Origin of the sequence: Oceanicoccus sp. KOV_DT_Chl, assembly GCF_900120175.1 — a bacterium.
In the GTDB taxonomy this organism is placed as follows: domain Bacteria; phylum Pseudomonadota; class Gammaproteobacteria; order Pseudomonadales; family Dasaniaceae; genus Oceanicoccus.
The window spans coordinates 2,442,207-2,463,345 of record NZ_FQLF01000002.1; the positions used below are offsets into that span (position 1 = coordinate 2,442,207).

Genomic DNA, 21,139 nt, shown 5'->3' on the forward strand with positions numbered 1-21,139 from the left:
TATTGTTAACGTCAGCAGAAAAGGAGCGAAGTGATGGGTTTATTACAAAATGGCCAGTGGGTTGATCAGTGGTACGACACCAGCGGTAGCGGCGGTGAATTTCGGCGTCAGGATAGCCGTTTTAGAAGTTGGGTTACGGCTGATGGTGAAGCTGTGGCTGGCGCGAAATCGGGCTTTAAAGCGGAGTCAGGGCGCTATCACTTATATGTTTCGCTGGCTTGCCCGTGGGCACACCGCACGCTTATTTTTCGACAACTGAAACAGCTGCAAGAGTATATTGATGTCACAGTGGTTGACCCTGTAATGCTTGAAAATGGTTGGGAGTTGACGGATCCGCTTTATGGTTTTAACTATCTCTATCAATTGTATTTGAAAGCAGATACTCAATATGAAGGGCGTGTAACCGTGCCTGTGTTATGGGATAAAAAAACCAAGACTATTGTCAGCAATGAATCAGCAGAAATCATTCGTATGTTCAATAGCGCGTTTAATCACTTGACCGGCAACACGGCGGATTATTATCCGGCGGCACTGTGCGAAGAAATAGATCAGGTTAACGAACGGATTTATAACGCTATTAATAATGGTGTTTATCGCGCGGGCTTCGCGACCACCCAAGCAGCCTATGAGGCGGCCTATCATACCTTATTTGATGCGTTAGATTGGGTGGAGCAGTTGTTGTCTCGACAGCGTTATTTAGTAGGTGAGCATTTAACAGAGGCCGATTGGCGTTTGTTTACTACCTTAATTCGATTTGATGCGGTGTACTTTGGCCATTTCAAAACTAATCGGCAGTTGCTGGCGGATTTCCCTGCAATAAGTGGTTATGTGAGGGAGTTATACCAGGTTCCCGGTGTGGCTGAAACGGTAAACTTGGAGCATATTAAAACCCATTACTACGTCAGCCATCAAACAATAAACCCAACCGGAGTGATTCCTCTAGGGCCCTTGCAAGATTTTACTGGCGAACATGATCGGAAACGGTTTACAGCAGTTTAACGACTGGCCTGAGAATTTAGTTTTTCTGTGACAGTGCTTTGGAGAACAGAGATGAGAATAATACAGCAAGTGATAGCGGCGCGGCCAGCTCAGGATGGCGATGGGGTTAAAATTCATCGTCTGGCTGGTAAGCCGTTGCAGGTAATATTGAATCCTTTTTTAATGATTGATGAAATTAATAGTGAGGACGCCGTTGATTATATTGGCGGGTTTCCTGAACATCCTCACCGCGGTTTTGAGACGATTACTTATATGAAGGCGGGTCGAATGCGCCACCGTGATCACATGGGTAACGAGGGTGTTGTTGGTGCTGGTGATGTACAGTGGATGACAGCGGGAGCCGGTGTACTTCATTCCGAAATGCCTGAGCAAGAACAGGGATTGCTCCACGGTTTTCAGCTGTGGCTAAATTTGCCGGCGGCAGAAAAAATGAAGCCGGCAGCATATCAGGAGATTAGTTCTACCAGTATTCCTGAACAACAATTGCCTGCTGGTGGTTTGGTGCGGGTGATTGCCGGTGATATAACTATCGGTCAGAGTGAGTTAAAAGGTGTTTTATCAGCGCGCACAACTCAGCCAATTTTAGCTGATGTGAGTTTGACTGCTAACGAAAAAGTTGAGTTACACTTCAGTGCGGACCAAGCGGCACTGGTTTATCTCTATCAAGGGGCAACGGATGTGCTGAAGCTTCGTCAATTAGGGGTTTACTCCACGGGAGATACGCTTGCATTGGCTGCTGGGTTAGAAGGCGCAGAGCTATTGGTCCTTAGTGGCAAGCCGCTGTCAGACCCCGTCGCCCAATATGGGCCCTTTGTGATGAACACAATGGAGCAGATTGAGCAGGCGATTGCTGACTTTAATAACCAGCAGCTGGTTAGTGAGTCTTGAGTCTTATTGGTGGGAGAAAAAAAGGCTCCAGAGGAGCCTTAGTGGTTATAACCTCGAGGTGGGCTATTGACCTCCAGCGGGTAAAGGCTGTTATCTCCCAAGGGGGGGAAGGAGACATTGAGGTCAAATCCAGTGCCCTATCGCTCATATAAATGAATGATAAGCCCTGAATTGAAATCATGATAATAGATCAATATGACAGTTGAAAGAAGGCTATATGCTATTAGTCGTTATTTGTTAAATATTACCAAATATATCTTCTGTAGCGTCTTGGAGGTATGCGAGTGCTAACTAACTTTAGCAGTAAAGCCTCCATCCGGGTGGGGTTGCAGCAATAGTTGCTGGTTAATGCAGCTGGGCATTTCGTTGGCGCTATGACTCACATACAGAATATGGCATTCGCCTCGGTCGGCAATTTTATCAATAAGTGCCAGGATGAGTTGCCGATGCTCTTCGTCTAAACCAATGCAGGGTTCATCCAGTACCAGCACCAGTGGTGACTTCACCATCGCCCTGGCTAGCATCGCCAGTCGTTGCTGGCCAAAGGACAGTCGATTAAAAAATTGTGTGGCAATATCTTCCAGTCCCATGACTTTGAGCCAATCCAGAGCAATCTTTCGATCTTTGCCGCTGCATTGGTGATAAAGCCCTACGCTGTCATATAAACCTGAGGCAATGACTTCAGCGACCCGGGTGCGGCCAACATGATTAAGCTGCAATTGAGTATTGACTACCCCGAATTTTTCTTTGAGCTCCCAAATACTTTCACCGCTGCCACGGGTGTTTCCAAATAGCTGGATATCTTGTCCGTAAGCTTTGTGGTTATCGCCGCTAAGCAGGCTTAGTAGTGTCGACTTGCCGGCGCCGTTAGGGCCGGCGATACAGCAGTGCTGGCCCCAATTTAGTGTCCAATTGATATCCGTTAATATGGCTTGTTCTTTATAGCTGACGTTGACGTGATTGAGGGCGATTAGCGGTTGCGCTTTATCAACCGCGTAGCGCCGCTCCATGGCAACCGGCAGATCGGCAATGACTAGTTGGTGCTGTTGTTGCGATGCTGCGGCTAATACAGTTTGTCGTTCACCTAGCGCCATAATGTTGCCTTGCTGTAAATGCATAACATGACTTATGTTGTCGGGAATTTCATCGCTTTGCTTAATCAGCAGTAATACTTTGATGGGGCTGAGTAATAATGTGTCGATTAAATTGTGTAATTCTTGTTGGGATTGTTTGTCTAAACCCTCGAATGGATTATCGAGAATCAACACTTTAGGTGGATTGAGCAAAGCTCTGGCCAGTAGTGCTTTGCGGCTTTCACCTGTTGAGACAAAACGAATGCCACGATCAAGAATATGTTCGATATGACACTGTTTGGCTATTTCAGTAAAGCGGGAGGTTTCAATCTGTTTCTGCAAGACGATTTGTTTAACCGTTGTGCCTACATCAAACGCATCGTCACGTGTTTCGCTGTCATCAAAGCGGATATCATGTTCGATTAATTTTTGCTGTAATTCAAAACTTAAATGCAGAATATCATGTTCGGGATCGATTGTTGGTTGGCGCAGTATTTCGCCGCGCTGCGGTCGCAACTGATCGGTCATTAAGTGGGCAATGGCGCTTTTGCCGGCGCCATTGCCACCAAGAATTGCCCATTGCTGGTCATCTTGCCATTTCCAGTTGATGTCTCTGAGGATGGGGTCGGTGCGGTAAGCTGCCCAGACTTGTTGAAAGTGTATAATCATGCGAATCGTTCAGTTAATGGCTAGTGTGGTGAAATAGGTAGTCACAAAGATCGACAATTTTACTATTAACGACTTTGTTGTGCAGAATTTATTTGAGAAATTTTTATGCTGATTAAGACTACTACTCAGGTGCGGCACCGTTTGGAGGGTTTTCGTCCGAAAAAAAAATGGTATCGGCGTTTTGTTAATCGTTCGGCCGTCGCGCTGATTCTTCGTCAGGTAGACACTGGAATCGAGGTACTAATGATTAAGCGGTCAGAGCGTGAGGGGGATCGTTGGTCTGGTCATATGGCGTTTCCTGGTGGTCGTACAGAACAGGATGATGATCATACGTTGCATACTGCCCATCGCGAAACCTGGGAGGAGATTGGCCTGGATATGAAGCAGCACACGAAATTTCTTGGGCGGTTGTCTGATTTGAGGACGCACGCGCTACGTGGGCGACAGCGGATGGTTATCACTCCCTATGTGTTTAGTATTGATAAAGTCCCTGAGCTGAATATTAATTATGAGGTGGCAGAAGTTATTTGGCTGCCGCTTAATTTTTTAGCGGCTAAAGAAAACCGCCAGTCGATGAAGTGGCAATTAAAAATGATGTCGGTGAATCTGCCTTGCTACCATTATCGGGAGCGGTTGATTTGGGGTTTGTCGTTGTCAATGCTGGATGAACTGGTGGATTTATTGGTGTCAGCGCACAAGTAGGTGTTGCGATTAGTGAATTACGCTACACCGTATAAAACGGCAAAGAGCCTGCTTTTCAAGGCATTATTGAGTATGCAAAAACCGCTTGGTTTCTTCCATTAGTTTTTTTGTTTCTGTCAGCGGTTTAGCTGCTTCGGTTAATGCTTGCTCGGGGATAATATTGTTGATGTAAGCGTCGATTAATTCCAGTAGGACGGGATTCATTGTTTTATTTTCCCATTCCCAACGGCGGCCCTTAACAAGGTTTCCGGTGACCATCCCTTCCTCCAGTTTTAGCCAATAGGCACCGCAGCTCGAAATATAATAATCATTGATACGGCCATAACTTATGTTGGGGGTGTTGGGGTTAAAGCCATCTTCAGGTAGTTCAGCAATTTTTTTTAAGGCTAATACCCATTGGGTATTGGTTGGAAATACTGAAATCTCCGGTCGGCATAATTTATTGTTGTTAGTGTTGCCCCAGAAGCGAATGACAGAGAGAAATTCTTTATTGCTAATGCCTCGGTCAAACAAGGTTTGATCGATAAAAAAGTCAGCAGAATTTCCTTTGCTGGCGACGACCGTTCCGCTGACGATAAGATCAGCATGGTTATATGCTTTGCTAAAAGAGCCTTGCCAAAGACAATCGCATTCGGCATGTGCATAATAGTTGCTAAATGTTAGCGCTAGGAACAAAGACAGCTGGCGGAGCATGAAAATTTTAGACCTGTTTATAAAGTGACGGATATGTACGCGAGGGTGTGGCAGGTTTGGTTGTAGATGTTTTAGCGATAAAATTCCACATAAAAACGTACACTACCCAATGGTTCGACTTGATGGCGTATGGCCGGTTCCACGGTGCCTGGGTTTTCGCTGTTTAATATCATGATTTCAGTTTCCGGTTCGTTAATAGTGTAGCGCAGCTCTCCTTCAAGAATAACAATTTTACCCCACACACCCTCTTTGGTGTTATGGGTGTTGAGCAGCCCTGCGGGTATGGTGTGCTCATTAAATTCTGGGGTACGTTTATAGGCTGATACGTTGGCGGGAATAGTTTTCATAGATATTATTCTACTATGGATTGGGTTTAAAGGCGGCAGTGTTTCATGGGCGGCAGATACTGAATAATCAATTTAGGGTCTGGTCGGGATTAGAGCAAGTTCGGGCTCCAGCCAGAATAGCTTGAGCCTATTAAAAGCAGATGCAGCGTATTCGATAATTTACTTGGATTATGCGTGTGACTTGGCCCTGCCATTTTAGCCTGGGACTGTTGAAAATAATAAGGGAGCCAAAAAGCTCCCTTATTATTTAATTTAGCTGGTCATTAAAAATGATAAAACAAACCAATATAGCTACCATCAATTGTGATGTCGGCTACTTCGTCGTCATCGTCGTAGTCAATGTCGAAACTGCGAAAGCCAGCTTCAACGCCCAAGCCTAATTCAGTCTCATAACCAAGGTTGATGCTGTAGTCAGTAACACTGCTACCATCGTATGAAATAAAGTTTCCGTTAGCGCCTGCGTATAAGCCGGTTAGCGGTAATTCAACTTTGACTGCCAGGTACACCATCGGCAAGGTCTCGTCCAAATCAAAGTCTGAGGATGTACTGTTGCTGCTGACTTCAAAGCCCTCGCTAAATACCCGTGCGGTCAGTCCAAGGTCTAATGATATCCAGTTATCCAGTACTTCGTAGTAGAGGGTGGCATCGGTGTGGCTCAGGTCGCTGGTCGAGGTGATGGGTTCATTGACCGCATAGCTCGTTCCTTCAAAGCTAATGGCGCGATTAAATTGGGTGGCTTCATCGACTTCAATTTCTGTTTGAGCTAAACGGATATTGGGGAGAATGGGAATAGGGTGTTCGAAGGCGATGTAAAAGTTGGTGGAGTTTTCATCGCCATAGTCCAGGTCATCTTCCAGATCGATAGTATTTGATTCGTCACTGGACGATAAAACTGTGCCTTCAAAGGATTGCTGCCAGACATTGGCGCCAATGCTAAAGCCTAGAGCGTCAGCGTGACTTACCGAGGCGGCTGCCAGCAGCGGGATGGCTGCAAGTGGAATGATTTTGTAGTTCATATATGTCCCCTGTTACATAATTTAATAATGCTAAATAGTGTAGCAGGGGAATGGCGATTAGCCCTTAGCGGTTCAAGAGAATTGCGGCGTCTTTGGCAAAATAAGTGAGAATACCATCGGCCCCCGCACGTTTGATGGCGGTCAGCGATTCCATCATAACCTGCTCTTTGTCTAGCCAGCCTTTTTCAAAGGCCGCCATATGCATCGCATATTCGCCGCTGACTTGATAGACAAAGGTAGGCGCGGCTAGCTCATCTTTAATGCGGCGGACGATATCCAGATAGGGCATGCCGGGTTTGACCATTAGCATATCGGCCCCTTCTTGCAGGTCCAGCGCACACTCATGCAAGGCTTCATCACTATTCGCTGGATCCATTTGGTAGCTGTATTTATCTGCCCTTTAAGATTGCCGGCCGAACCCACGGCATCACGGAATGGGCCGTAATAAGCCGATGCGTATTTGGCGGAATAGGCGAGAATTTTGGTATTCACAAAGTTGGCCTGTTCCAGTGCTTGCCGAATGCTACCGATCCGTCCATCCATCATATCGGAAGGGGCAACAATATCGACGCCGGCTTCGGCATGAGAGAGAGCTTGTTTGATTAACGTTTCAACGGTGCGGTCATTGAGTACGTAGCCACTGTTGTCGAGTATACCGTCCTGACCATGAACCGTGAATGGATCCAGCGCAACGTCGGTGATGACACCTAAATCGGGAACCGCATCCTTAAGTGCTTTTACGGCTCGTTGAGCTAAACCATCAGGATCGTATGCTGCTTCAGCAAATTCGGTTTTGGCCGACTGCGGGGTAACTGGAAATAACGCCAGTGCCGGCACGCCAAGGCTGTGCAATAATTTTGCTTCTTCTACTAACAAATCTATGCTGAGGCGTTCGACGCCGGGCATGGAATGAATAGCCTCTCGCTGCTTGCTGCCTTCCAGCACAAACACCGGAAAAATTAAATCATTGACGGTTAAAACCGTTTCGCGCATTAATCGACGGGAAAAGTCATTGCTGCGCATTCTACGCATGCGGGTATTGGGAAACGGTCCGCGTTGTAGTTGAGTCATGTGATGTTCCTTTTCGCTGGCAGGCTTAAAGTTGGGAGAAAGCTTTTTTTGCCGCTTCTAACGTATATTGTATGTCGTTGTCGGTATGGGCGGCAGACATGAAGCCCGCTTCATACGACGCTGGCGCTAAATAGATTCCAGCGGCTAATAAACCGTGAAAGAATTGATTGAAGCGTTCGTTGTTGCAATTCATGACTTGCTGATAATTGGTTACGGTAGTTTCGTCAGTAAAAAATCCACCGAACATAGTGCCAACATGATTGGTAGTGAATGGAATACCGGCGCTTTGTGCCGCTTTTTCCAGGCCTTTAGCTAAGCTAGTCGTTTTATCAAATAGTGGTTGATAAAACCCCTCTTTTTGAAGTTCCGCCAATTGCGCGAGACCTGCAGCCATTGCCATGGGATTGCCGGATAAGGTACCTGCTTGATAGACCGGACCTAGTGGCGCAATTTGTTCCATGATTTCACGCTTGCCGCCGAAGGCGCCTACTGGCATACCGCCACCGATGACTTTACCCAGCGTGGTTAAGTCTGCTTCAATATTGTAATAACCCTGAGCGCCAGTTAATCCCAGACGAAACCCGGTCATCACTTCGTCGATAATAAACACACTGCCGTATTGGGTGCATTGCTCGCGAATCATTTCCAAAAAACCTGGGACAGGTGGCACGCAATTCATATTACCGGCGACAGGCTCAACGATAACGCAGGCGACTTGTTCTCCGATTTCAGCAAAGGCCTGTTTTACGCCTTCAATATCGTTATAAGTCAACGTGATCGTGTGATCGGCCAGAGCCGCAGGTACGCCGGGTGAACTGGGTACACCCATAGTCAGTGCGCCAGAGCCTGCTTTAATAAGCAGTGAGTCGGAATGGCCGTGATAGCAGCCTTCGAATTTAATAATTTTATCGCGTCCGGTATAGCCTCGGGCTAAACGGATGGCGCTCATGGTGGCTTCGGTGCCGGAGTTGACCATCCGCACTAAATCCATATTAGGCATGATGCGGCACAGTTCTTTGGCGAGCTCGGTTTCAATTTCTGTAGGTGCGCCAAAGCTTAGTCCCTTGGCCAGTTTTGCTTGTACTGCTTGCATAATCGCTGGGTGGGCGTGGCCTAAAATCATCGGTCCCCAAGACAGTACGTAATCGATATAGCGTTTGCCTTCGCAGTCATAAATATAAGCACCTTGAGCGCGATCGATAAACACTGGTGTGCCACCCACTGCGCGGAAGGCGCGTACTGGTGAGTTAACACCGCCAGGGATGTACAGCTTGGCTTGTTCGAATAGTTGTTCAGATGAGGTCATGGTGTATAGCTAAAAGTTGTTAAAAGAGAATTATCAGGTTATTAGTGAATAAAAACCAGCCTAGATGCTGATTCTATGGAAGTATATTGGTCTAGACTAGAGCAATATTTTGCGGAGTAAGTGTTTTTGCGTATAAAGCTCTTAGCAAAAGAGTACTATATTGGTTGACGGTTTCTTAACTCGAAAGGCCCTGCCTATGACTTTGTTGTTTGTTGCTAGCTATAACCGATTGGACTAATCCATGTTTAAAAAGAAGGGGTTTAGCTTAATAGAATTGATGTTGGCACTAGCAATTGTTGGCGTCATTTATTCAATTGCATTTCCATCATACGCCAAGTATCAGGATCGTGCCGACGTGGTTCGGGCGGTATCAGATCTATCTGCTATATCCCAAGCTCTGGAACGGCACTTTGCATCGGAAAATAATTACCCTAATACGCTAGCTGAATTTGGCTGGCAATTAAATGATCCTTGGGGCAATCCTTATTACTATACAAATATAGCGGCGACAAAGGGCAAAGGTGCATTACGGAAAGATAAAAATCTGGTGCCGATCAATGCTGATTTTGATTTATATAGTGCGGGTAAGGACGGTGAAACGGTAGGCCCGTTAACGGCTAAAAGTAGTCGTGATGATGTGATTCGAGCGGGCAACGGTGCTTTCTTCGGATTGGCAGAAGATTATTGATCGAATCTAATACTTTCCTTAAATCAAAATTAGCTCGACGCACGTTGCTGCTGTTTGTGTTGTCGGCGTTAACGCCAATGGTAGTTCTGTTTTTGGTGACTACGCAGCGAGTTAATGTTTTATACCAGCATCAGCAAACCCAAGAATTATCTAGAACGGCTAAAACTTTTGGTCTGTTAATCTATGAGCGAATAGAGTTGCTTAGGCGTGAAAGCTTGATTGTTTTGGCGGAGCTTAAAAAATCTACGGATGTTGCGGCAACTATAAGCTTAGGGGCTGTTAGGCGGCCGGAGTTTTCTGAAATTATAGCTTTTAGTGTCGTAGATAGTACCGTAAATCAATCTACACCCTCTTGGGTTTCGCAATACAAAGCTGCTTATGATAATGCGCATCAAGAAATCGGTAATAAGGGTATGCTACTGGTAGATGGATCGACCACGGCGATTTGGTTGATTTTTAGGATGGGTGACAGTGGAGATGGCCGGTTACTTGCCTTCAGGGTATCTACGCAATATTTGTGGCAAGGTTTAGCTGAATTTGATTTGGCTAAAGAATTTAAGATTTACGACAAAAATAATCAACTGCTTTTTAACAGTTATGTGGATAATGGTTTAGGGCAAAATTCAATCCTACCGAAATCGAGCGCTTCATGGTTGTTGGTGTTTACAGGTTTTTCCAGTGACAGTGCGTGGAGAGTCGAGGTCCTGTCTCAAGAGGGGCGTTCATTTGTAGAGCAGGCGGAATTCCAGACCCTTGTAACGTTGATAACACTGCTCGCTATTTTGTTGGCCTTTTTTATTAGTGTGAATGTGATCCGGCGAAGCTTGCAGCCAATCGAAGCTCTGAGAAAGGGGATTGATGATATAGATGCCAATCAATTTAACTCGCCAGTCATTATCAAGAGCGGCGATGAATTTGAGTTGTTGGGTGACACGTTTAATAAAATGTCGGCTAAGATAGGCCGACATATTCAGGCTATTAATTCCCTTTCCGCTGTGGATCAGTTAATTCTAAATCGGCTGAAAATTGAAGATATTGTAGATGTTGTAGTAAATGAGGGAGCTCAATTACTTCAAGCTAAAGCTATTTATTTTTTGGTGGCTAATAACAGTTCGGAAGAGTATCTCGTTTTTTCCAGTCAGGGGAAAAATAACAATATTACTTTGGATCGAACGTTACTGGATGCTATTCATCGGCCGTTGGAGTTTAACCATGCCTCTACACTTTCGTTGAATGCAGAGTTAGCTGCGCTGTGGGCGGCTGAGGCGGTGCTGTATACCTCTGTCATGTGGCATGATCAGCGCGCCAAGGCGGTGCTGATTGCAGAGTTTGACCACCAGCCAGAGGATGATTTATGCGGGATTGCTAATTCATTTGTTGATCATATTACAGTTGCTCTGAGCAATGCTGATTGGGAGGAGCGTTTATTTAAACAGGCTCACTATGATGTGTTGACCGGTCTGCCCAATCGTTATTTGTTTAATGAGCAACTGTCTCACGGTATTGATCAGGCCAAAAAAAGCGGTCAGAAATTAGGTGTCTTCTTTGTCGATATTGATGGATTTAAAGGGGTTAATGACACCTATGGACATGATGCGGGTGATCAGCTTTTGGGTATCATGGCGTCAAGATTGACTGCCCAAATAGACTCAGGTGTGGTGTATCGGTTAGGTGGGGATGAGTTCGTGATTATCTATAACTGCGGATCTTATGATAAGTCGAAAGTTGTAGAGGAAACGGGTCTGGTTGCAGAAAGTATCAGGGTGGCAGCAGTTAAACCAATCATCCTAGACAATAAAAGACTCACGTGTTCAATAAGTATTGGTATTGCTGCTTATCCTGATGATAGTGAGGCAGCTGAGGAATTATTGAGATTTTCAGATAAAGCGATGTATCAGGCTAAGAGCGAAGGCCGAAATTGCTATCGTTATTATTCCGAGGTTTATAATCGGTCTTCGCTGGAGCGTGAAGAGATTATTGCAGAGTTTCATCGGGCGCTGGAGTGTGATGAGTTCGAGTTATTTTTTCAGCCCAAGGTCGATTTGTCTACGGCTTTGATGGACGGGTGTGAGGCGTTGATTCGCTGGAATCATCCGGAGCGAGGTTTAGTCTCGCCGGATAAATTTATTCCCTTAGCTGAAACTCATGGGTTGATTTCAGATATAGGTCGTTGGGTTATTCATAGTGCAGCCAAACAGCAAGTAGAATGGATCGATAGTGGCATTAATATTGGACGAGTCGCAATTAATGTTTCGGTTAGTCAGTTAATGAGTGAAAATTTCTACAGTGATGTAATCAATATTTTACAAGAGGTGAATTGTGGTGGTGAGGCGCTGGAGTTTGAGATTACGGAGACCGCTTATTCTGAAGATTTAACAAAATTTACGGACGCAGTTGTTGCCTTGAAAAAAATAGGGATTGTTTTCTCTGTTGATGATTACGGTACCGGCTACAGCTCCCTGTCCTTGTTGCTTAATTTACCTGTCGAAAAAATAAAAATTGATAAATCATTCATTGATCTTATAGAAACAGACAGGGTCAGTTACACAATTGTTGATTCGACCATTAAATTGGCTAAGGAGATGGGGCTGCTGGTGGTTGCCGAAGGGGTGGAGCATCAAGGTCAGTTATCGCTTTTAATAGATTCGCACTGTGATTCTATTCAGGGTTATTTATTTTCTCGGCCGCTGCCTGCAAAGCAATTTGAAACATTTTTTGAAAAAACATTTTTTGTTAGGTAATGCTGATAGTAGCTTAAAATTTCCTGAGTACTTATTTTTTGCTCCAGTGCATGCGGTCGGGGAGTAATTCCCCCATGCCTACTCGGCGGCCTTTTTGTAACGCTTGAAAAGTAAACTGTTGCGCTTGCTGAATCGATTCGGCCATGCTGAAGCCGTGAGCCAGATAGGCGGCAGCGGCGGCGGATAAGGTATCGGCGGCACCCAGAAAAGTATTCGGTAAACGCTGCCATTGATAGCATTGGTTATTGCTGTGGGCAGAAAACCAATAGTTGTATATTTCGTTGCTGCCGTTATTGCTGTCGCAAATAAGAATGTTTTTACAACCGTATTCTAAGATTTCCTGTGCGCAGGCCGCCAGAGTATCGGCACCGGGTGCGAGTGCAAGTGCATCTTGTTTGTTCAGGATGAGTAAATCAGTTTGGCCGAATAATAAGTTGCTGAGCGCCTGATCCATACCGATTTTTTTATTGAGAGAGTTTAGTTTTAAATGGAGCAGTACTGGAATGTTTGGGTAATCATTAAGAATGGTGTGCATCGCTTCGGTATTGCTGATGCTGGCGAGCTCGCCAATATTGAATAAGTGGATAGGGATGTCTTCAAGTATGGCGCGAATTTGTTCAATTAATAAATGACTGTCGGTGATCTGGCTGTCAATTTCTTTGCTGGTGTCGCGAGCGGACAGCTGGCTAATGATGGGGTGCAGTGGCAGCCTAGACTGGTGAGCGTTTCGATGTCAGCAGAAATACCGCCACCGCCGCTGGGGTCGAGGTTGTTAATACTAAGGACAACGGGAGTGCTGGCGAGTAAATCTTGCATGACGAGAACCTTACGATTGGGTAGTGGCGACTAGTTAAAATGGCTTTACTACGACTAAAATCACCACGGCAAATAAAACCAATACAGGTACTTCATTAAACCAGCGATAGAATACATGGCTGCGCTGACAGCGATCTTGTTGCAATTGTTGCACAAAGTGGCCACACACGCCGTGATAAATAATTAGTATGACTACTAATACTGATTTAGCGATAAACCATTTTGATTGCCAATAATACGCCCAGTTGTAGCTGGCTAGCCAGCCGCCAAATACGAGGGTGAATACGGCAAACGGTGACATAAACCGGTAGAGCTTACGCTCCATGATTTTTAAGTGTTCGCGTGTGGCTTGGTCTTCGGCCATGGCGTGATAGACGAACAGGCGTGGCAAATAGAAAATGCCGGCAAACCAGCAGACGATGGCGATGATGTGAAAGGCTTTTATCCAGAGCATAATAGTTTCAGTCGATTGATGTTAGGTGTTGATGGCGGTTCGGTAATAGGCTTCAACAGCCTTGCGGGTAACGATACCATGTCTTTGCAGCCGGTCTTTGCTGGAAATATACACAGCATTTACTTCATGTTTGTTCATTGTAGATAGCGCTTCCCATAGGGTGGCCTGAATATACAATTCAGTCAGGGGCTGGGTTTGTATATCCAACGTATTGATATCGATGAATTTGAGTGCGGTTTCGTGGTCCATTTCTTCAAGCGCTGTATTGACAGCTTGAATTAAATCGCGACGATGGGCTAGCCGTAATGTGTCGCCATCAATAACAAAGTAATTGCTTTTGCTGGTGTCTAATCTTTTTGCTGCATCCGCTGATAACTCAGCCGTTATTTTGCTGACCTCGGTGTGCATTATGGATGCGACGCCGGTACGTTGTAGTGCCAGACTGACGGGGTCTGTTGGCAGCGTTTGATCCATCATATTGAGTGCAGTTTGGTGTGCCGAGCGCTGTTTGAATATCTCGCTTGTCGTCAGGGTGGCAATAGTGATGGCCAGCATGCCAGGGAAAATAATAGTCGTGGTATTACTCAACTCCATAAGTGCCATGAGTGCAGCAAGTGGTGCATTCAGTACCGCACCCATCATTGCCCCCATGCCTAATAGCACATAAAAGCTGTGATGGTCAGCGGCAGCGGGATAGAAAACCGCGCCCAATGTGCCCATAGCGCTTCCTACGCAGGCGCCGATTAGTAAGTTGGGACCAATAAGTCCCACGGGTAGCCCCAGGCTAATACTAAAACTCGTGGTAAGTAATTTGGTCAAGATCAAGGCGATAAGTAACGGTAATGCCAATTCGCCCGCGAGTGCTGCATTGAGGCTGTCGTAACCTAGCCCCAATACTTCAGGTACCATGAGTGCACAAATGCCAGTGATGAGCCCTGCGATGGTAAAGCGTTTAAGAACTGGCTGGTCCGCATAGCGCATACCTATTTTCATAGAGGCGGTAAAAAATGCTGCAAGCGCGCCGATGACAAGGCCCATCATGGCGATATAGGCAGCTCCCATAGTGGTGTGGTGTCGAGTGGAGGAATCGAAAACAGTACCTCGTTGCCATAAAAAGCATGAGTTAGTGCAGTAGCAGTAACGGTCGCCAGCATTACCGGGATAAAACTGCCGACGGTGTACTCCAACATGATCACCTCCATTGCAAAAATAACCCCTGCGATAGGTGTGTCAAAGGAGGCGGCAATAGCAGCAGAGGTACCGCAGCCTACTAGCATGCGCATACTGTTGTTGGGGAGTAGTAAGCTGCGGCCTAGAAAGCTATTAGCTGCTGCACCTAGGTGGATGGCAGGCCCCTCGCGACCACCTGACTGACCGGTGAAAATAGCAAAGGCGCCACCAAAAAATTGGATCAGGGCGTTCTTAACCGGGAAGTGACCTTGGTGTCCGTGTACCCGAGTGATGACATGAACAATGCCGACTTTAATGTCAGCTGGATTCATGCGTCGCATGACCAGGCCCATGATCACGGCACCTGCAACAGGTAAAGCAAAGTGTAACCAGCTTGGCAGGGCTTCAAAATTTTCTGGATTGTCGCCTGGCAGTAGCAGTTGTGATGACGAATCAATCAGTAGCCGAAATAATAAAATAACCAGGGCGCTACTAAAGCCAGATATAACACCCAGCGCCGAGAGGTGGATGAGTGAGTTGGCATCAGCCAGGCGGTGGCGAAAAGTGCTTAACCAGGAATGCTGCATTGATGGTTCGGGTTCCGGTGAATTATTTGATCTAAGCGTCATGCGACGCGCCTGGCGTTTACGTTGCTGCCCGTTTTGTTATCTGTTTATTACCGTTAACTGCAGAATGGAGGGCGCTTTCGGCAGCAATAGCTTACGTAACTTGTTAGATTGATTTATTATAACTCATCTTGTCAGTTTTCTTGTAACCAGCTCAGCTTCGTTGTTGAGCGTTGAGTGGAATCAATGTCGTGGTTAAAGTAGGTATTGTTGGTGGCACAGGTTATACCGGTGTCGAGCTATTACGGATGTTGATTACTCATCCGCAGGCAGAAATTGTTGCAATTACATCGCGGGCTGAGGCCGGTTTGCGAGTGGATGAGTTGTATCCCAGTCTGCGTGGTCACTTGGATATTCGTTTTTCACATCCTGATCCAAAAGTATTATCGCAATGTGATGTGGTGTTTTTTGCAACACCGCACAATGTAGCGATGAATATGATGCCAGAATTACTGGCCTTGGATACTCGGGTGGTGGATTTGTCGGCCGATTTTAGGATTCGGGATCATCAGCTCTGGTCTCAATGGTATGGCGAGCCCCATGCCTGTCCTGATTTATTAGCAGAGGCGGTTTATGGTTTGCCGGAATTCAATCGGGCGGCTATTAAAGAAGCGCAGTTAGTTGCCTGTCCGGGTTGTTATCCCACCTCCGTGCAGTTGGGTTTATTACCGTTATTGGAAAATAATTTAGTGGATGAGGAGCGGTTGATTGCTAATGCTGTGTCTGGTGTCAGTGGTGCTGGACGGCAGGCGAAAATTGATAATTTATTCGCTGAGGTTGGTGATAGTTTTAAAGCGTATGGGGTTCAAGGTCACCGTCACCTGCCTGAAATTGAACAGGGCTTGAGGGATATTGGTGGCCGAGAGGTGAATTTAACGTTCATTCCTCATCTGGTGCCGATGGTGCGCGGGATGCATTCGACCTTATATGCTGAACTGACTGACAGTGCGGTAGCGCTGGATGAAATCCAGCACTTATTTGAGCAGCGTTATGCGCAAGAGCCTTTTGTTGATGTGATGCCATTGGGGAGTCACCCGCAAACACGGAGTGTGCGGGGGGCAAATTTTTGCCGGTTAGCCATCCACCGGCCGCAAAACCGGGATACGCTGGTAGTGTTATCGGTAATTGACAATCTGGTCAAGGGAGCTTCGGGTCAAGCAATTCAAAATATGAATATTATGCTTGGGCTGGAAGAAACTGCCGGCTTGGAAACTGTCGCATTGATGCCTTAAAAAAGATGAAAATAGCTTATGTCTGAAGTTAAAGGCAGTAAACAAATTCGTTCAGTGGTGGTGCAGGATCGCCCTGAGCGGCGTGTTTTGATTGTCTCTGTGTTGCTAGTGGTGCTAATTGTTGCAGTGGCTATTGCTTATTGGCAGGGTGGTCGCGTTTTACATGAGCAATTTGGCCAATTAAAAATTGTGCACCAGCAAACCTTGTTGCAGCTTCAGCAAACTGAGCAGCAATTACAACAGGCAAGCCAGCAGCTGGTTAATAGCCGTGTTGGTGCTGAAGTGGACCGTGAAGCGGTCGACGATGTGCGGGCGACTATTAGAGAGCAAAAGCAAACAATTAATGAGCTCACTGAGGAGATCAGTTTCTATAAGGGGTTGATGGCGCCTACTGATAGAGAGAGTGGTTTAGGGATTCGTAGTTGGGAGGTTTATGCGGAGGGGGATGCAAGGCGCTTGCAGTTTAAATTGGTGCTACAACAGCTGGCACTAAAGCATACTGTATTAAACGGAAATGTGTCGGTGTTATTGGTGGGTAAGCAGGCCGATGCAGCGGGTATTGAGCAGGAGCAAAGTTATACTTTGGATCGTTTGTCCGAGCAGGTGAGTGAGAAGCCGATCAAGCTACGTTTTAAATATTTTCAATATGTGGAAGGCGAATTACAGCTACCGGAGGGGTTTTATCCTGAGCGAGTTGAAATTATTGCCAAAGCAACTAAGCCAAAGAGGGCGAAGTCCGAGAAAATTTATGGTTGGGTGGTGCAGGGTGAAAGTACTTAACGATCAATTAAAAACACTGAATAGGGTATAACAATGGCATTTCAAAGTGGTAATTCCACGACCTTGATTTCCAAAGATTCTGAAATCGTTGGTGATGTTCACTTTTCTGGTGATTTGGAAATTCAAGGTTTGGTGCGCGGCAATATTAAGGCCAAAACTGACAGCGGCGCCACGGTACGGGTGGTTGAGGGGGTCGAGTCGAGGGCGAAATTCACGCGCCTAAAGTGATTATTAACGGCGAAGTGTTAGGGGACGTGCACTGTGACCAGCATGTTGAGCTGGCAGCCAAGGCCAGCGTTGAAGGTAATGTTCATTATAATTTAATCGAAATGGTCAAAGGTGCTCAACTCAACGGTAACCTGGTCTACGCGGGGGCGACAAAAAAAACAGCTAAGCCTAAGCCGGAAGTAGAGAAACAGCCTGCGGCCTAGCATTCAGGTTGTGGTATAGTTGACTAAATCGCTCGGGATTAAGCATAATTTGAGCGTTGTTAGTCACAGATTGAGATGAGGTTGTAGTATGTCGGCAGTGGAGCAGTTTACTCCCCAAGCCCTATTCCTGACGGATAATGCCGTTGCCAAGGTCAAGAGCCTGGTTGACGCGGAGGCAAATGATGCATTAAAACTACGGGTGTTTGTCACCGGTGGTGGTTGTTCGGGGTTTTCGTATGGTTTTACCTTCGATGAAATTGTAGCTGAAGATGATACCTGCGTTGAAAAAGAGGGTTACTGCTTTGTTAGACCCGATGAGCTATCAATATTTAGTCGGAGCGGAAGTGGATTATCAAGAGGGTTTGGAAGGTTCCCGTTTCGTGGTCAATAATCCCAACGCTGAAACTACCTGTGGTTGTGGAGCGTCATTCTCCATTTGAGCCATAATAAAAATAGAAGGATTGGGAATGGCTACGCGGCTTGTTGTTTGTTGTATGTTGTTATTCTCCATCGCTGCGAAGGGGCAAAATTTCTCTGCGCAGCTGATTCCCATTCAGGAAAACTCTCCTCGTTATATTTCCCATCTTGAAGTGCATACGGCTGCAGAATTAAATCAGCTGTTGTTACGCGCAGAAAAATTATTTGATTCCGGTGAGTTTATGGCGGGAGTTGATACACCGGTGGCTTTTGTTCTGCATGGGCCAGAGGTGCTGTCTTTATTAAAAGTGAATTATGCCGCGCATAAGTCCTTGGTGGATCTGGCCGCGCGGCTAAGTGCATTCAGGGTGGTAGATATTAAAGTTTGCCGCACTTGGATGGGGGTTCATAATGTGGATGATAGTCAATTGCCACCGTTTATTTCTACGGTACCGTTTGGTCCAGATGAAACAACGCGATTAATGGAAAAAGAAAAGTATGTTTATTTTTAATGCTGCGGTGGGTTAGAAATAAATTGCACCTAGAATAGTGTGCCGTGTTGCGCCGGTTACCGTTGGTTCATTGTTGTTAATCCCTGCGAGTGTTTGTTTGGCTAGCCAGGCAAAACCGCAAGCCTCAACCCATTTGGGCGCGATGCCGAGGCTTTGTGTATTCGCGATAATTCTGGGGTGTAATCGGGCTTCCAGTGCTTGCATCAAGGTGTTGTTGTAAGCCCGCCGCCGCAGATATAAATGTCGTTAGTGTCTTTTAGTTGCTCGACTTCGATAGCGATCGATTCAGTCGTGAATGCAAGTAGTGTGGCTTGAACGTCTTCTGGCGAATACTTTTGCTGGGCAATTTTTTCTGTTAACCATTGGTCGTTAAATAATTCTCTGCCGGTGCTTTTGGGTGTGGGTAAGGAAAAAAAATCTTCTGAGAGGAATTTTTCGAGTAATTCGGGAATAATTTTGCCAGTAGCTGCCCAGCAGCCATCTTTGTCGTAAGCCTGTCCCTGGTGTCTGTGTATCCACAGATCCATTAGCCCGTTACCCGGTCCTGTATCATAACCTCGTGTGCTGCCATCACTACTTAAAATAGAAATATTGCTGATGCCACCTATGTTAATAATGGCGCGGCTTTTGTTACTGCTGCCAAATAATGCTCTATGGAAAATGGGAGCAAGTGGTGCACCTTGACCACCAGCGGCGACATCTTTACGACGGAAATCAGCCACAGTAGTGATGTCAGTTGTAAGTGCAATGGTGTTGGGGTCGCCAATTTGCAGGGTGAAGCCGTGTTCGCCATTAGGATGGTGGCGAATAGTTTGGCCATGACTACCGATAGCGGTAATGTCAAAATGATTAACTTTGCAGTGGGTTAATAATGTTTTGACCGCATCAGCAAAAGCTTTGCCGAGTGCTCTGTCAGCAGTCCCCATGTGATTAATTTCATTGCTGCTTGGTTGGCATAGGTCAGTCAGTTGTTGTTTCAGTGATGCAGGAATAGGATGTTCAATGGCTGCAATTAGTTTGGGTTTATCGGTACTGAAATCGACAAGAGCAGCATCGACGGCATCGATGCTGGTGCCCGACATCAGGCCGATATATAGAGAGGAGTCTTGGTCAGTGGCCATTAAAGCGTGGAGCTAGCATTCGCTTGAGTGGCTTTTGCCAAACTGCGTTGGTTATTGTAACTCGCCAGCTGCATTTGAAAGCCGGTAATTTGCGCAAGAAAGCGATCCTTGTTGCCGTCATCAATGCTTTTGGCTTTAGGTAAAGACTTCAGTACAGTTCTTGGGTTGCGGTGTACGCCATTCACCAAAAACTCATAATGCAAATGTGGGCCGGTCGCATAGCCGGTGGAACCTACCCAGCCGATAGTCTGTTGTTGTTTTACTTTTTGGCCTTTGCGTACCGCACGCTTATGCAGGTGCAGGTATTTAGTTGTGTAGCTAGAGCCGTGGTTGATAAATACATAGTTACCATTGGCTTTGGTGTATCCGGCTTCTACTACACGGCCATCGCCGGCGGCATAAACGGGTGTGCCTTGGGAGGCTGCATAATCAATACCCCGGTGCGGGCGTGTGGTTTTAAATACTGGGTGAAGTCGTTTTAAGTTAAAGCCTGAGCTGATTCTACTGAAATCAAGAGGGGCGCGTAAAAAGGCTTTACGCATACTGATGCCTTCTTCGTTGTAATAACCGATGCTGCCATCGGCATAAGTATAGCGATAAGCGGTATACGTTTCTCCGCGATTGGTAAATTGCGCTGCGAGTATCGGGCCGTTCCCGGTTTTCTCGTCATCAAGGAATTGTTCTTCGTACATAATGGTGAAGCTGTCACCGGCCCGGACATCATAGACAAAGTCGATAACGCCCCAAAAATATTGGCAAGCTCCATAATGAGGTTTTGTGAAAGCCCTGAGTTTTGAGCGGCAATATATAAAGATGACGATATCACTGCGCTGCTGTAATTTTGACGGATCTCTGGTTCTCGTTGAATGTGGGTGGTGAGAAAGTGGTCGTCGTCTCGCTCAAATAATGTGCTGGTAAATTTGTTTTGAATATATTTGAGTGCTTGTAATTTGCCGTCATCGTCAATCTGAAGGGCCAGTGTCTGGCCTGGGTGTAATCGTAACAGCCCATTAGAATCCTTGCTGTTGCTGACTATGTTATAGACGTCACTGGCGGGGAGGGATGCTCGTTGGAAAATTTTGGATAGGTTATCTCCTTGACGAACCTTAACTTCCGTCCAGGGGATGCCGGGTTTGCTCTCAGGCTCGCTGCTGCTGGTGTGTTTGGCCTCAAGTTGGATATCCAGTGGCAGGCTAATGCGATTGGCCTCAGCATTTTGTCCTGGTGTTAATAGAAGGACGACGAAAACCACAGCAATGACGACACTGGCCAGTACCAGATGTTTGCGTGGGTAGTCTGCAGCTAGTTGGCTTAGACGGGGTTTTGGTGCGCTTGTTTGTTCCATAACACTTTCAATAATTTCTAGTAATCGACCCTAACTATAGGA

At 46.2% G+C, this 21,139-nt stretch carries 22 protein-coding genes and 4 pseudogenes; 12 read left to right on the top strand and 14 right to left on the bottom strand.

What is annotated here, in order from left to right; genetic code table 11:
* Positions 1 to 33 precede the first annotated feature (33 nt).
* Entirely contained in the window at positions 34 to 999 is a 966-nt protein-coding gene (locus UNITIG_RS15295) for a glutathione S-transferase family protein (RefSeq protein ID WP_101759160.1), read from the top strand.
* A 51-nt stretch (positions 1,000 to 1,050) separates the two neighbouring features.
* On the top strand, positions 1,051 to 1,887 hold the full coding sequence (locus UNITIG_RS15300) for a pirin family protein (RefSeq protein WP_101759161.1): 837 nt from the start codon (positions 1,051 to 1,053) through the stop codon (positions 1,885 to 1,887).
* Positions 1,888 to 2,174: 287 nt separating this feature from the next.
* Here UNITIG_RS15300 and UNITIG_RS15305 read toward each other — a convergent pair whose 3' ends face one another.
* Positions 2,175 to 3,629, bottom strand: a complete 1,455-nt coding sequence (locus tag UNITIG_RS15305; protein ID WP_101759162.1) for an ATP-binding cassette domain-containing protein — start codon at positions 3,627 to 3,629, stop codon at positions 2,175 to 2,177.
* Between the two features lie 105 nt (positions 3,630 to 3,734).
* On the opposite strand from UNITIG_RS15305, the gene UNITIG_RS15310 reads away from it, so the two are divergent.
* Positions 3,735 to 4,331: a CoA pyrophosphatase gene (locus UNITIG_RS15310; protein WP_101759163.1), complete on the top strand. Its 597-nt coding sequence runs from the start codon at positions 3,735 to 3,737 to the stop codon at positions 4,329 to 4,331.
* A 63-nt stretch (positions 4,332 to 4,394) separates the two neighbouring features.
* On the opposite strand, the gene UNITIG_RS15315 is transcribed toward UNITIG_RS15310, so the two are convergent.
* The 5 genes and pseudogenes from UNITIG_RS15315 to hemL all read right to left on the bottom strand — a co-directional run bounded on the left by UNITIG_RS15315 (position 4,395) and on the right by hemL (position 8,764).
* Positions 4,395 to 5,024 (bottom strand): hypothetical protein, encoded by a 630-nt coding sequence (locus tag UNITIG_RS15315; RefSeq protein WP_101759164.1) that lies wholly within the window; start codon positions 5,022 to 5,024, stop codon positions 4,395 to 4,397.
* 71 nt (positions 5,025 to 5,095) lie between these two features.
* Positions 5,096 to 5,371: a DUF1971 domain-containing protein gene (locus tag UNITIG_RS15320; protein WP_101759165.1), complete on the bottom strand. Its 276-nt coding sequence runs from the start codon at positions 5,369 to 5,371 to the stop codon at positions 5,096 to 5,098.
* Between the two features lie 263 nt (positions 5,372 to 5,634).
* A complete protein-coding gene (locus tag UNITIG_RS15325) occupies positions 5,635 to 6,387 on the bottom strand; it encodes a TIGR04219 family outer membrane beta-barrel protein (protein ID WP_101759166.1) in 753 nt (250 codons plus the stop codon).
* 64 nt (positions 6,388 to 6,451) lie between these two features.
* Positions 6,452 to 7,419: pseudogene (gene hemB / locus UNITIG_RS15330) on the bottom strand (porphobilinogen synthase).
* A 64-nt stretch (positions 7,420 to 7,483) separates the two neighbouring features.
* Positions 7,484 to 8,764 carry a glutamate-1-semialdehyde 2,1-aminomutase gene (gene hemL, locus UNITIG_RS15335; RefSeq protein ID WP_101759167.1) on the bottom strand — a complete coding sequence of 427 codons (1,281 nt, stop codon included), beginning with the start codon at positions 8,762 to 8,764 and terminating at the stop codon, positions 7,484 to 7,486.
* 241 nt (positions 8,765 to 9,005) lie between these two features.
* Here hemL and UNITIG_RS15340 point away from each other — a divergent pair, with 241 nt between their 5' ends.
* Both UNITIG_RS15340 and UNITIG_RS15345 read left to right on the top strand, forming a co-directional pair.
* A complete protein-coding gene (locus UNITIG_RS15340) occupies positions 9,006 to 9,452 on the top strand; it encodes a type IV pilin protein (protein ID WP_101759168.1) in 447 nt (148 codons plus the stop codon).
* Positions 9,449 to 12,193 (top strand): EAL domain-containing protein, encoded by a 2,745-nt coding sequence (locus UNITIG_RS15345; protein ID WP_101759169.1) that lies wholly within the window; start codon positions 9,449 to 9,451, stop codon positions 12,191 to 12,193. Before UNITIG_RS15340 ends, UNITIG_RS15345 begins: the two co-directional genes overlap by 4 nt.
* 31 nt (positions 12,194 to 12,224) lie before the next feature.
* Here the strand turns inward: UNITIG_RS15345 and UNITIG_RS15350 are convergent, their stop codons facing one another.
* From UNITIG_RS15350 to UNITIG_RS24475, 5 genes are read right to left on the bottom strand one after another with little or no spacing between them, the layout of a single operon-like run.
* A complete protein-coding gene (locus UNITIG_RS15350) occupies positions 12,225 to 12,902 on the bottom strand; it encodes a bifunctional hydroxymethylpyrimidine kinase/phosphomethylpyrimidine kinase (protein ID WP_101759170.1) in 678 nt (225 codons plus the stop codon).
* Positions 12,815 to 13,009 carry a bifunctional hydroxymethylpyrimidine kinase/phosphomethylpyrimidine kinase gene (locus UNITIG_RS22895; protein ID WP_145999192.1) on the bottom strand — a complete coding sequence of 65 codons (195 nt, stop codon included), beginning with the start codon at positions 13,007 to 13,009 and terminating at the stop codon, positions 12,815 to 12,817. The genes UNITIG_RS15350 and UNITIG_RS22895 overlap by 88 nt, the downstream gene beginning before the upstream one ends.
* Positions 13,010 to 13,043: 34 nt before the next feature.
* Positions 13,044 to 13,463, bottom strand: a complete 420-nt coding sequence (gene hemJ, locus UNITIG_RS15360; protein WP_101759172.1) for a protoporphyrinogen oxidase HemJ — start codon at positions 13,461 to 13,463, stop codon at positions 13,044 to 13,046.
* Between the two features lie 21 nt (positions 13,464 to 13,484).
* A complete protein-coding gene (locus UNITIG_RS24470; protein WP_369809174.1) occupies positions 13,485 to 14,504 on the bottom strand; it encodes a chloride channel protein in 1,020 nt (339 codons plus the stop codon).
* The gene (locus UNITIG_RS24475; protein ID WP_235015418.1) at positions 14,501 to 15,262 is read right to left on the bottom strand and encodes a chloride channel protein; all 762 of its coding nucleotides are present in this window, start codon (positions 15,260 to 15,262) and stop codon (positions 14,501 to 14,503) included. The genes UNITIG_RS24470 and UNITIG_RS24475 overlap by 4 nt, the downstream gene beginning before the upstream one ends.
* Before the next feature lie 188 nt (positions 15,263 to 15,450).
* Here UNITIG_RS24475 and argC point away from each other — a divergent pair, with 188 nt between their 5' ends.
* From argC to UNITIG_RS15390, 6 genes and pseudogenes are all read left to right on the top strand, one after another.
* Positions 15,451 to 16,491 carry an N-acetyl-gamma-glutamyl-phosphate reductase gene (argC, locus tag UNITIG_RS15370; protein ID WP_101759173.1) on the top strand — a complete coding sequence of 347 codons (1,041 nt, stop codon included), beginning with the start codon at positions 15,451 to 15,453 and terminating at the stop codon, positions 16,489 to 16,491.
* Positions 16,492 to 16,509: 18 nt separating this feature from the next.
* Positions 16,510 to 17,271: a DUF6776 family protein gene (locus tag UNITIG_RS15375; protein WP_101759174.1), complete on the top strand. Its 762-nt coding sequence runs from the start codon at positions 16,510 to 16,512 to the stop codon at positions 17,269 to 17,271.
* 33 nt (positions 17,272 to 17,304) lie between these two features.
* Positions 17,305 to 17,499: a hypothetical protein gene (locus tag UNITIG_RS25685; RefSeq protein ID WP_369809175.1), complete on the top strand. Its 195-nt coding sequence runs from the start codon at positions 17,305 to 17,307 to the stop codon at positions 17,497 to 17,499.
* Positions 17,496 to 17,702, top strand: coding sequence for a polymer-forming cytoskeletal protein (locus UNITIG_RS25690; protein ID WP_369809176.1), 207 nt, complete (start codon positions 17,496 to 17,498; stop codon positions 17,700 to 17,702). The genes UNITIG_RS25685 and UNITIG_RS25690 overlap by 4 nt, the downstream gene beginning before the upstream one ends.
* 88 nt (positions 17,703 to 17,790) lie before the next feature.
* Positions 17,791 to 18,142, top strand: a pseudogene (erpA, locus tag UNITIG_RS15385) (iron-sulfur cluster insertion protein ErpA).
* A gap of 27 nt (positions 18,143 to 18,169) precedes the next feature.
* The gene (locus tag UNITIG_RS15390; RefSeq protein WP_101759175.1) at positions 18,170 to 18,631 is read left to right on the top strand and encodes a DsrE family protein; all 462 of its coding nucleotides are present in this window, start codon (positions 18,170 to 18,172) and stop codon (positions 18,629 to 18,631) included.
* A 12-nt stretch (positions 18,632 to 18,643) separates the two neighbouring features.
* Here the strand turns inward: UNITIG_RS15390 and UNITIG_RS15395 are convergent.
* From UNITIG_RS15395 to UNITIG_RS24485, 3 genes and pseudogenes are all read right to left on the bottom strand, one after another.
* Positions 18,644 to 19,752: pseudogene (locus UNITIG_RS15395) on the bottom strand (anhydro-N-acetylmuramic acid kinase).
* Complete coding sequence (locus UNITIG_RS24480) at positions 19,752 to 20,444, bottom strand: M23 family metallopeptidase (protein WP_235015419.1); 693 nt, start codon at positions 20,442 to 20,444, stop codon at positions 19,752 to 19,754. Before UNITIG_RS24480 ends, UNITIG_RS15395 begins: the two are co-directional and overlap by 1 nt.
* Before the next feature lie 254 nt (positions 20,445 to 20,698).
* Positions 20,699 to 20,878 (bottom strand): annotated as a pseudogene (locus UNITIG_RS24485) (LysM-like peptidoglycan-binding domain-containing protein); the annotation flags it as partial.
* Between UNITIG_RS24485 and UNITIG_RS25130 the strand changes: the two are divergent.
* On the top strand, positions 20,849 to 20,983 hold the full coding sequence (locus tag UNITIG_RS25130; RefSeq protein ID WP_255399601.1) for a hypothetical protein: 135 nt from the start codon (positions 20,849 to 20,851) through the stop codon (positions 20,981 to 20,983). The pseudogene UNITIG_RS24485 and the gene UNITIG_RS25130 overlap by 30 nt on opposite strands.
* Positions 20,984 to 21,139: the final 156 nt, after the last annotated feature.

Bases quoted from the DNA above. Each gene is read 5' to 3' on its own strand.
- UNITIG_RS15295 (WP_101759160.1), top strand. From the start codon at position 34: ATGGGTTTATTACAAAATGGCCAGTGGGTTGATCAGTGGTACGACACC.
- UNITIG_RS15300 (WP_101759161.1), top strand. From the start codon at position 1,051: ATGAGAATAATACAGCAAGTGATAGCGGCGCGGCCAGCTCAGGATGGC.
- UNITIG_RS15305 (WP_101759162.1), bottom strand. From the start codon at position 3,629: ATGATTATACACTTTCAACAAGTCTGGGCAGCTTACCGCACCGACCCC.
- UNITIG_RS15310 (WP_101759163.1), top strand. From the start codon at position 3,735: ATGCTGATTAAGACTACTACTCAGGTGCGGCACCGTTTGGAGGGTTTT.
- UNITIG_RS15315 (WP_101759164.1), bottom strand. From the start codon at position 5,024: ATGCTCCGCCAGCTGTCTTTGTTCCTAGCGCTAACATTTAGCAACTAT.
- UNITIG_RS15320 (WP_101759165.1), bottom strand. From the start codon at position 5,371: ATGAAAACTATTCCCGCCAACGTATCAGCCTATAAACGTACCCCAGAA.
- UNITIG_RS15325 (WP_101759166.1), bottom strand. From the start codon at position 6,387: ATGAACTACAAAATCATTCCACTTGCAGCCATCCCGCTGCTGGCAGCC.
- hemL (WP_101759167.1), bottom strand. From the start codon at position 8,764: ATGACCTCATCTGAACAACTATTCGAACAAGCCAAGCTGTACATCCCT.
- UNITIG_RS15340 (WP_101759168.1), top strand. From the start codon at position 9,006: ATGTTTAAAAAGAAGGGGTTTAGCTTAATAGAATTGATGTTGGCACTA.
- UNITIG_RS22895 (WP_145999192.1), bottom strand. From the start codon at position 13,009: ATGCAAGATTTACTCGCCAGCACTCCCGTTGTCCTTAGTATTAACAAC.
- hemJ (WP_101759172.1), bottom strand. From the start codon at position 13,463: ATGCTCTGGATAAAAGCCTTTCACATCATCGCCATCGTCTGCTGGTTT.
- UNITIG_RS24470 (WP_369809174.1), bottom strand. From the start codon at position 14,504: ATGATGGGCCTTGTCATCGGCGCGCTTGCAGCATTTTTTACCGCCTCT.
- UNITIG_RS24475 (WP_235015418.1), bottom strand. From the start codon at position 15,262: ATGACGCTTAGATCAAATAATTCACCGGAACCCGAACCATCAATGCAG.
- UNITIG_RS15375 (WP_101759174.1), top strand. From the start codon at position 16,510: ATGTCTGAAGTTAAAGGCAGTAAACAAATTCGTTCAGTGGTGGTGCAG.
- UNITIG_RS25685 (WP_369809175.1), top strand. From the start codon at position 17,305: ATGGCATTTCAAAGTGGTAATTCCACGACCTTGATTTCCAAAGATTCT.
- UNITIG_RS15390 (WP_101759175.1), top strand. From the start codon at position 18,170: ATGGCTACGCGGCTTGTTGTTTGTTGTATGTTGTTATTCTCCATCGCT.
- UNITIG_RS24480 (WP_235015419.1), bottom strand. From the start codon at position 20,444: ATGTACGAAGAACAATTCCTTGATGACGAGAAAACCGGGAACGGCCCG.